General features: G+C 75.9%; 9 protein-coding genes. 6 read left to right on the forward strand and 3 right to left on the reverse strand.

Annotated elements, in window-relative coordinates:
• The coding region (locus ABTZ03_RS43760) for a hypothetical protein (RefSeq protein WP_350518865.1) at window positions 1–256 on the forward strand (256 nt) is incomplete at its 5' end.
• A gap of 45 nt (window positions 257–301) precedes the next feature.
• Here the strand turns inward: ABTZ03_RS43760 and ABTZ03_RS43765 are convergent.
• On the reverse strand, window positions 302–1,192 hold the full coding sequence (locus ABTZ03_RS43765; protein ID WP_350518866.1) for an NAD-dependent epimerase/dehydratase family protein: 891 nt from the start codon (window positions 1,190–1,192) through the stop codon (window positions 302–304).
• A 117-nt stretch (window positions 1,193–1,309) separates the two neighbouring features.
• Between ABTZ03_RS43765 and ABTZ03_RS43770 the strand changes: the two genes are divergently transcribed.
• From ABTZ03_RS43770 to ABTZ03_RS43790, 5 genes are all read left to right on the forward strand, one after another.
• On the forward strand, window positions 1,310–1,891 hold the full coding sequence (locus tag ABTZ03_RS43770; protein WP_350518867.1) for a TetR/AcrR family transcriptional regulator: 582 nt from the start codon (window positions 1,310–1,312) through the stop codon (window positions 1,889–1,891).
• Window positions 1,892–2,035: 144 nt separating this feature from the next.
• Complete coding sequence (locus tag ABTZ03_RS43775) at window positions 2,036–3,427, forward strand: NAD(P)/FAD-dependent oxidoreductase (RefSeq protein WP_350518868.1); 1,392 nt, start codon at window positions 2,036–2,038, stop codon at window positions 3,425–3,427.
• 419 nt (window positions 3,428–3,846) lie between these two features.
• Window positions 3,847–4,158 carry a hypothetical protein gene (locus ABTZ03_RS43780; protein WP_350518869.1) on the forward strand — a complete coding sequence of 104 codons (312 nt, stop codon included), beginning with the start codon at window positions 3,847–3,849 and terminating at the stop codon, window positions 4,156–4,158.
• Complete coding sequence (locus ABTZ03_RS43785) at window positions 4,155–4,787, forward strand: acyl-CoA thioesterase (RefSeq protein WP_350518870.1); 633 nt, start codon at window positions 4,155–4,157, stop codon at window positions 4,785–4,787. Before ABTZ03_RS43780 ends, ABTZ03_RS43785 begins: the two co-directional genes overlap by 4 nt.
• Before the next feature lie 349 nt (window positions 4,788–5,136).
• Entirely contained in the window at window positions 5,137–5,532 is a 396-nt protein-coding gene (locus ABTZ03_RS43790; protein WP_350518871.1) for a DUF2267 domain-containing protein, read from the forward strand.
• Window positions 5,533–5,588: 56 nt separating this feature from the next.
• Here ABTZ03_RS43790 and manA read toward each other — a convergent pair whose 3' ends face one another.
• Both manA and ABTZ03_RS43800 read right to left on the reverse strand, forming a co-directional pair.
• Window positions 5,589–6,767 carry a mannose-6-phosphate isomerase, class I gene (gene manA, locus ABTZ03_RS43795; RefSeq protein WP_350518872.1) on the reverse strand — a complete coding sequence of 393 codons (1,179 nt, stop codon included), beginning with the start codon at window positions 6,765–6,767 and terminating at the stop codon, window positions 5,589–5,591.
• A gap of 29 nt (window positions 6,768–6,796) precedes the next feature.
• Complete coding sequence (locus ABTZ03_RS43800; RefSeq protein WP_350518873.1) at window positions 6,797–7,732, reverse strand: ROK family protein; 936 nt, start codon at window positions 7,730–7,732, stop codon at window positions 6,797–6,799.
• Window positions 7,733–7,840 lie beyond the last annotated feature (108 nt).

Consider the following 7,840-nt stretch of genomic DNA (forward strand, 5'->3'; position numbering starts at 1 on the left):
GCCGCCGCGGCCGGCCCTCCCGCCGATGCCCGCCGCACCGGCAGTCGCACCGGCCGCGGCACCGGGGTTCGGTCCGCCGCCCGAGGGCTTCGCCGCGCCGCCGCCCCCGACCTGCGGCATCTGCGGGGGCAGCTACCCGGTCCTGTGGTCGGTCCAGGTCCTCGACGGTCTCAACCCCCGGCCGCTGACCGTCTGCCGGACGTCCGCGCAGTGCTCACCGCCCTCGGTGGTCACTCCGGTGCGGCTCCCGGGCTGAGTCTCCCGGGGAGGGGGAGGTGAGGGCGGTGAGCACTGCGGCCGGTCAGGCCTCGGTGGGTGCCAGCTGCTCCAGGTCCGCCAGCAGGCTCGGGTGGGTCGGCCGCCAGCCGAGTTCGGCCCGGGTGCGGGCGCTGGAGGCGGGCTGGTCGGCCGCGAAGACCGGGCCGATGGCGCCGAAGTCCTCCGGCGGCACCGACGCGACCGGGAGGCCCAGTCGGCGGCCGATCACCGTGACGATGTCGCGCACCGCGTCGCCCTCGTCCGCCACCGCGTGCCAGGCGGTGCCGGCCGGGGCCCGCTCCAGGGCCAGCCGGAACAGCACGGCGGCGTCCCGCGCGTGGACGGCCGGCCAGCGCTGGGTGCCGTCCCCGGGGTAGCCGGCCACGCCGGTGCGCCGGGCGAGCTCGGTGAGCAGCCCGGCGAACCCGCCCCGGCCCTCGTTGTGGACGGTGCGCGGCAGCCGTACCGCCGAGCTGCGCACGCCCTGGGCGGCGAGGTCGAGCACCCGGGTCACGGAGCGGCTGCGGCCGGCGACCGGGCCCTCGGTCGGCAGCGGGTCGTCCTCGGTGGCGGCGCGCCCCGGTGCGTACGGGGTGCCCGAGGCGGTGACCAGCGGTCGGTCCGTGCCGATCAGGGCCTCGCCCAGGGCCGCGAGTGCGGCGCCCTCCTCGGCGATGCCGTGGGCCAGGGCCTCGGGCGAGCTGAAGTCGTTGCTGAAGGCGAGATGGATGACGCCGTCCGCCTGTTCGGCGCCGGTGCGCAGGACCGGGAGGTCGGCGAGGCCGCCGCGCAGCACCTCGGCGCCGGCGGCCGCGGCGAGGGCGGCGGAGGCGTCGGAGCGGGCGAGGGCGGTGACCGTGTGGCCGGCGGAGAGCAGTTCGGCGAGGACGGTCGAGCCGATCAGGCCCGTTCCGCCGGTGATGAAGACGCGCATGACGAACTCCAAGACGTGATGCGACTGGTGTCCCATCACTGTACTCCGTGATGCGACTGGTGTCCCGTCACCGTAGGCCACGATGCGACATGTGTCGCATCGCGTTAGGATGCCGACATGCCGAGATGGAAGCCCGATGCCCGACAGCGCCTGGTCGTGGCGGCGCTGGGCCTGTTCGCCGAGCAGGGCTACGACGAGACGACCGTCGCCCAGATCGCCGAACGCGCGGAGCTCACCCGCAGCACCTTCTTCCGGCACTTCTCGGACAAGCGCGAGATCCTCGGCGCCGGCCAGCAGGCCCTGAGCCGGCTGCTGGACGAGGGCATCGGGGCCGCCCCCGCGGACGCGACGCCGATGGCGGCCGTCGCGGCCGGCCTGGCCCGCGCCTCGGGCGGGATGACGGCCTTCAACCGCTCGCTCGGCCCGCTGCTGCACGCCGCGATCGAGGCGAACGAGGAGTTGCGCAGCCGCGCGGCGATGAAGAACGCCGGCCTGGCCGCGGTCGTGGTCGAGGCGCTGGAACGACGGGGCGTCGCCGAGGCCGCCGCCCGGGTGGCGGCCGAACTCGGCGTGCTCGCCTTCAGGATCGGGTACAGCCGCTGGACGGACCCGGCCCGTGACGAGGACCCCGGCGAGCTGGCGGACCTCACCCTCGCCGCGTTCGACGAACTCCGGGCGGCGGCCGCGGAACTGCGGTAGGACCGGCCCGTCGGCCCGCGGCCCGTGCCGGAGGGCTGACAGGGTGGCTGGTCCCGCACCGGGAACCTGGCAGTGTGGAGGTGTCCCGCGGTGATCCGCCCGGAGTAGCGTCCGGGCAGGTCGGCGACGGTGTAGGAGGTTCCGGTGGCAGCGGTCAACGGCGAGGTGTCGTTCTGGTACGCGGCGGGCGGGGTGCCGCGGCCCGGGCCCGCGCTGGCGGGGGACGCCGATGTCGACGTGTGCATCGTCGGGGGCGGGTACACCGGCCTGTGGACGGCCTACTACCTGAAGAAGGCGGACCCCTCGCTGCGGATCGCCCTGCTGGAGCGCCGGTTCTGCGGCTACGGCGCCTCCGGGCGCAACGGCGGCTGGCTGTACAACGGCTTCGCGGGGCGCGGCGCCTTCGCCAGGCGGTACGGGCACGGCCGCGCCGCGGCGATGCAGCGGCTGATGGACGAGGCGGTCGGCGAGGTCGTCGGGACGGCGGCCGCCGAGCGGATCGATGCCGACGTCGTCCGCGGCGGAGTGCTCGAAGTGGCCCGGAGCAGGCCGCAGTTGGAGCGGCTGAAGGCGTACGTGGCGGCCGAGCGCGGCTACGGGGACGGCCGGGTGGAGGAGCTCACCGCACAGGAGGCCGCGGCCCGGGTCGACGTCGCCGGGACGCTCGGCGGCGCCTGGTCGCCGTACGGGGCGCGGATCCAACCGGCCAAGCTGGTCCGGGGGTTGGCCGAGGTGGTGGGCCGGATGGGCGTCGCGGTGCACGAGGGCACGCCGGTGGCCGCCGTGCTGCCCGGCACCCGGCACCGCCGCCCCCGCGCCGTCACCCCGTACGGCACCGTGACCGCCGAGCACGTGCTGCGCGCCACCGAGGGGTTCACCGCCGGGCTGCGCGGGGAACGGCGCACCTGGCTGCCGATGAACTCCGCGATGGTCGCCACCGAGCCGCTGCCCGCCGAGTTCTGGGCCGGGGCCAACTGGCAGGGCCGTGAGGTGCTGGGGGACTTCGCGCACGCCTACATGTACGCCCAGCGCACCGCCGACGACCGGATCGCCCTCGGCGGCCGCGGCGTGCCGTACCGCTTCGGCTCCCGGACCGACTCGGACGGCAGCACCCAGGTGGAGACCGTGCGCCAACTGCGCCGGATTCTGGACCGGTTCTTCCCGGCCGCCGCCCGGGCCCGGATCGACCACGCCTGGGCGGGGGTGCTGGGCGTGCCCCGGGACTGGTGCGCGACGGTCGAGTTGGACCGGCTCAGCGGGCTCGGCTGGGCCGGCGGGTACGTCGGCAGCGGGGTGACCACCGCGAACCTGGCCGGCCGCACCCTGTGCGACCTGGTGCTCGGGCGGGACACCGAGCTGACCGGGCTGCCCTGGGTGGGCCACACGGTGCGGCGCTGGGAGCCGGAACCGTTGCGCTGGCTGGGGGTGCAGGCGATGTACGCCGCCTACCACGCCGCCGACCGGCAGGAGGCGGCCGGGCGGGCCACCACCTCGCCGATCGCCCGGGTGGCCGACCTGGTCTCCGGGCGGCACTGACGCCGCCGGTGCACTGACGCTGCTGGTGCACTGGCAACGCCGGGGCACTGACAGCCCGGGGCTTCGACGCTCCGGGCGGACGCCGGGCCCGTCGCCACCCGGGGCGACGGGCCCGGCGTCGTTCGGCCGAGCCGTGCTGCGGGGTATCCGTTAGCAGATTCGTGACGGAGGGTAGTCGATCTTGGTCGGCGGGTCGGCGATACCACCCGATCTGCCGACGGCGTTCGGCTGATGGGGCATATTGTGTACCCCGGCAAACTACTCCAATGGAAGTCAGTTTCCCGTCGCGGTCCGAAAACCTTCTGCGGACCCGCGCCGACTGGGATAGCGTCGAAGCCGTCGGGGGATCGACACCGATCAGGTGTATTCGAACGTCAGTTACCGGGCCGTAATGGCCCTCATCGCTCCTGGAGAAAAGAATGCAGAATTCCCCGGAGGAAAGCCGGTCGGACGCCATCGACGATCTGCAGCTCGCGGTCGACTCCTTGGCGGCCTTTCCGGCCCGGAATGCGGCCGGCACCGCGGACGTCACCGAACGGCTCGCGGCGGTCGCCGAACTCTGCCGGTCGGTCGACCTGGTGCTGGACAGCCTGGTCGTCCAGGCCGCCGCCGAGGCCGCCGAGGAGGGCTGGACGGCGGCCCGGATGGCGGCCGAGCACTCCGGCTACTACGCCAGGCTGCAGCGGGCGCTGCTGCCCACCGGGGCCGGCGCCGGGCTGACGCAGCAGTGAGCGCGCTGCACCCGGGAGTGCACGTGCTGTCCTGCCCCACCCGGTGGAGCGACGTCGACGAGAACGGGCACATCAACAACGCCCGACTGGTCGGCTACATCCAGGAGGGGATTTACGACCTGTTGTGCCACCACGCGACCGCCGTCCGGCAATCGTTGTTCCCGTCCGGATTCATTATCGCCCGGCACGAGATCGATTACCTGGAGCAGTTGCACCACTGCCCCGAGCCTTTGTCGGTGCGGTTGACGGTGGAACGGCTCGGGCGGAGTTCCGCCCAGGTCGAGGTGAATGTCTGCCGGGAACCGCTCACCTTTATGCGGGCCCGGACCGTGGTGGTCGCACGGGACCGGGAATCCGGCCGTTCGCGCAAACTCAGCCAGAACGAGCGGCGCTTTCTGTCGGCGTTTATGTCGGTGTCGACGGCCGCACCGGGCCTGGTGGGCCGGACGACCGGACCGGTGGGCGGCGCGGCGACGGACACGGCGCGTGGCGGTGCCCGGGCGGCCTCGGCGCAGTCCCAGGCGTCGGCTGCGGCGTCCGCGGCGGTCCAGCGGATGACGGTCCGGGCCGGTGGCGGGGTGGGCTCGCCGCGCAGCCCGCGCCGACGGTGCCGCACCTCGGCGGGCTGATCCGCGCATTCCCGTGCCGGTGACGGCGCGGGCCGGCGGCGTGATCGACAACGGCGTCGATCCGTCCGGCCGGTCACTTCCGCATTCCGCGCTCTGCCTTTCGCCCGGAGCCTTTCGCCCGGGGCCTTTCTCCCGGATCGGTGGGTACCGCCCGGCCCGGACCGCAGTACGCTGAGCAGCACGGGAACCGGTACGTCCCCCGGCGGTCACGGACCGCGATGAGGCGGCCCGCACGGACCCCGCCCCGCGAACCCCCGCCCTCCGGACCGACGGCCCACCCGGCCCCTCGGTCCGCTCGGATCGTCGGCCGTGGACCCGGCCGGATCCCGCCGACCGGAAGGAGGACGCGATGACCATCTCCTGGGAGGACTTCCTCGCCCGCGTCGTGGAGCGCGGCGAGTACCGGGGTGCGGCGGAGGCCGACCACGCCGTGCGCGTCGTGCTCGGCCTGCTGGGCGAGCACCTGGTGGGCGCGGAGCGGACGGAACTCGCCGAGGCGCTGCCCGGGACGTACGCCTCGCTGCTGCGGGACGCCCGGCCGGCCGCCGAGCCGCTGACCGCGGAGCGCTTCGTGACGGCCGTGGTGGGCTGGATCGACGGGGCGACGCCGGCGACCGCGCAGTGGGACATCGGGGCGGTGCTCAGCACCGTGGCCGAACTGGTGCCCGGGGAGTTGGTCGACCGGGTCCTGGAGCAGCTGCCGGACGGCTACGACCTGCTCTTCGGCCATCCGTTGCCCGCCTGAGCGACCGTTGCCCGACGGCTGCCACGTGGTGTCCGACGGCCGGTACGCGTCGCCCGCTACCCGCCCGTGGTGGCGCGGAACAGCCCGGCGCCCGGGCCGGTCAGTTCGACCGGTCCGGCGCCCGGGGGGAGGTAGGCGGCGGCGCCCCGGGGCAGGTCGAGGGCGGGGTGGCCGGGGGCCCGCAGCCGGGTGCGGCCCGCGACGCAGAGCAGGATCTGCGGAGTGGGCAGCTCGACGCGGATGGCGCCGGTCGGCAGCTGGAGCCGGGAGAGCCGGAACTCCTCGGCCGGGGTGGGGAATTCGGCCTCGGCGGGGTTCAGTGGACGGGCCGACAGCACGGCGGGCTCGGCGGCACGGAAGGTCGTCACGGCGAGCAGGCCGGGCACGTCGACGTGCTTGTCGGTGAGCCCGCAGCGCAGCACGTTGTCCGAGTTGGCCATCAACTCCACGCCGGTGCCCTGGAGATAGGCGTGCGGCACCCCGGCGTCCAGGTACAGCGCCTGCCCGGCGGTGAGCCGGACGTGGTTGAGCAGCAGTGCGGCGAGCAGCCCGGGGTCGCCGGGGTGCTCCTCGGCCAGCCGGGCGTAGCCGGCGCAGCTCCCGGCGTACCGGCCGCCGGCGGCCGCCTCGCGGTGCAACGCCTCGGCCACGTCGGCGACTTGGCGGGCTCCGGCGGCCAGGGCCTGCCGGAGCAGCCCGGGCAGTACCGCCTCGGCGGGCCGCTCGCGCAGGGCGGCGGCCCAGGGCGCGAGCACCCCGAGGGAGTCCAGCAACCGGGTGGTTCCGGCGGTCGGGCGGAACCCGCACAGGGCCTCGAAGTCGCCTAGTGCGACCAGGAGTTCGGGTTTGGCCGAGCGGTCCTTGAAGACCCGCTCCGGGGCGTCCAGCGGGATGCCCCGGGCCTGTTCCTCGGCGTACCCGGCCTCGGCCTGGGCGCGGGTCGGGTGGACCTGGAGGGAGAGCGCCCGGTCGGCGGCCAGCACCTTGAACAGGAACGGCAGCGTGGGGCCGAACCGCCGTACGGTCTCCGGCCCGAGCAGGGCGTCCGGGTCGGCGGCGATCAGGTCGTCGAGCCGGCGGCCGTCCGTCCGGGACGGTGCCGAGGGGTGGGCGCCGAGCCAGAGTTCGGCCTGCGGGGTGCCGTCGGGGGCGGTGCCGGTGAGGGCGGGGATGGCGGTGGGGGAGCCCCAGGGGTAGTGGCGGACCGGGTTGTCGAGCAGGGCGTAGGGCGGCATGCCTGGGGTCTCCAGTGGGGCGGGGGAGGTCAGCGGCAGAGCGCGGCCGCGCCGATCAGGCCGGCGTCGGTGCCGAGTTCGGCCCGGCGCACGTCCAGGCCGCGGAGGTAGGACAGGGTGGCGTAGCGGTCCAGGTGGCGGGCGAGCGGGGAGAACAGGACGTCCCCGGCGGTGGCCACGCCGCCGCCGACCACCACCCGGTCGAGGTCGACCAGGGCGGCCGTGGCGGCGATCCCGGCGGCCAGCGCCTGGGCCGAGCGGTCGAAGGCGGCCAGCGCGACCGGGTCGCCCGCGGCGGCGGAGGCGGCCACCGCGCGGGCGGTGCGGTCCCCGCCGGGCGGGCGCCAGCCGTCGGCGAGGGCCCGGCGGGCGATCGCGGTGCCGCTGGCCAGGCCCTCCAGGCAGCCGCGGGAGCCGCACGGGCAGGGCTCGCCGTCCAGGTCGACGGTGATGTGGCCGAGGTGCCCGGCGTTGCCGCTGGGGCCCGGCCGGACGGCGCCGTCCAGCACCAGGCCGGCGCCGACGCCGGTGGACACCACCAGGCAGAGCGCGTTGGCGGCGCCCCGGGCCGCGCCCTGCCAGTGCTCGGCGGCGGCCATCGCGACGCCGTCCCCGGCCAGCCGGACGGGCAGGGCGCGGGCGGCCACCGCCGGGTGCGCGGCGACCTCGGCGACCAGCGGGAAGCCGCGCCAGCCGGGGATGTTGACCGGGCTGACGGTGCCGCCGACCAGGTCGACCGGGCCGGCGCTGCCGATGCCGAGGGCCGTCACGGCGGCCCAGTCGGGGGTGTCGGCGAGCCGGTCCAGCACCGCGTGGACGACGGCGAACACGGCCGCGGCGGGCTGGTCGGCGGGGGTGGGTAGCTGGAGCCGGTGCCGCAGCCGTCCGGCCTGGTCGACCAGCGCCCCGGCGATCTTGGTGCCGCCGATGTCGACGGCGGCGAAGAGGGGGGCGGTGAGCGGCATGGCGGGCTCCAGGGGTGGGCGGGGGTGGGGGGGCCCGCCCCCGGGGGGGGGGGGCGGCCCCCGACGCCGCGCCCGGGGGGGGGGGGGGGGCGGGCGGGGGGGGGCCGC

Origin of the sequence: Kitasatospora sp. NPDC096077 (assembly GCF_040303245.1) — a bacterium.
GTDB lineage: Bacteria > Actinomycetota > Actinomycetes > Streptomycetales > Streptomycetaceae > Kitasatospora.

Excerpts from the sequence above, each read along its gene's own strand:
- ABTZ03_RS43765 (WP_350518866.1), bottom strand. The coding sequence starts at position 1,192 with ATGCGCGTCTTCATCACCGGCGGAACGGGCCTGATCGGCTCGACCGTC.
- ABTZ03_RS43770 (WP_350518867.1), top strand. The coding sequence starts at position 1,310 with ATGCCGAGATGGAAGCCCGATGCCCGACAGCGCCTGGTCGTGGCGGCG.
- ABTZ03_RS43780 (WP_350518869.1), top strand. The coding sequence starts at position 3,847 with ATGCAGAATTCCCCGGAGGAAAGCCGGTCGGACGCCATCGACGATCTG.
- ABTZ03_RS43790 (WP_350518871.1), top strand. The coding sequence starts at position 5,137 with ATGACCATCTCCTGGGAGGACTTCCTCGCCCGCGTCGTGGAGCGCGGC.
- manA (WP_350518872.1), bottom strand. The coding sequence starts at position 6,767 with ATGCCGCCCTACGCCCTGCTCGACAACCCGGTCCGCCACTACCCCTGG.
- ABTZ03_RS43800 (WP_350518873.1), bottom strand. The coding sequence starts at position 7,732 with ATGCCGCTCACCGCCCCCCTCTTCGCCGCCGTCGACATCGGCGGCACC.